The sequence below is a fragment of the Streptomyces sp. AC558_RSS880 genome, from assembly GCF_019049255.1.
GTDB lineage: Bacteria > Actinomycetota > Actinomycetes > Streptomycetales > Streptomycetaceae > Streptomyces.
In genome coordinates this window covers 1-626 of sequence record NZ_JAGMUJ010000106.1, presented here as the reverse complement: position 1 = coordinate 626, position 626 = coordinate 1, and the positions used below count along the sequence as shown (strand labels likewise).

The window sequence follows — 626 nt, the reverse complement described above, 5'->3', positions numbered from 1 at the left end:
AAGAGCTCGGCTATCCGGGAGGCGAGTTGGCCGTCCAGCGCCACCTGCGGCGCTACCGGACCGGACGCGGACACGCACCCGTCCCAGGACCCAAGCCTCCGTCGGTCCGCAAGGTCACCTCCTGGATCATGACCCACCCCGAGCACCTGCGGGCCGAGGACGCCGACAAGCTGCACCGGCTGCGTGAGCGCGATCTGGAACTCGACCGGCTCACCCTTCACGTCAGGAAGTTCGCCGCGATGATGACCGGCCGCCACGGCGACCGCCTCGAAGACTGGATCACCGACGTCGAACGAGACAGCCTGGCTCCGCTTGCGGGCTTCGCCCGCAACCTCCGCCGCGACTTCGACGCCGTCCGCAACGGACTGTCCCTGCCCCACAGCTCCGGTGCCGTCGAGGGCAACATCAACCGACTGAAAATGCTGAAACGCCAGATGTTCGGCCGCGCCAGCCTCGATCTCCTTCGCAAACGCGTCCTGCTCACACGATGAGTCCCAACCCACCGGATCACAAGATCGTCGACAGAACCAAGATCAGAGATGGGAAGGTCGCGAACCGTCCCATCTACGTGGTGATGGCGGTGACGGTGGACGGCACCCGCGACATCCTCGGCATCTGGGCCGGCG

1 protein-coding gene and 1 pseudogene are annotated in these 626 nt (G+C 66.3%); both read left to right on the top strand.

Features of this window, described 5'->3' with window-relative positions:
• Positions 1-491: transposase (locus KUM38_RS28230; RefSeq protein WP_217133282.1), on the top strand; the 491-nt coding region annotated here is incomplete at its 5' end.
• Between the two features lie 38 nt (positions 492-529).
• Positions 530-626, top strand: a pseudogene (locus KUM38_RS42270) (transposase); the annotation flags it as partial.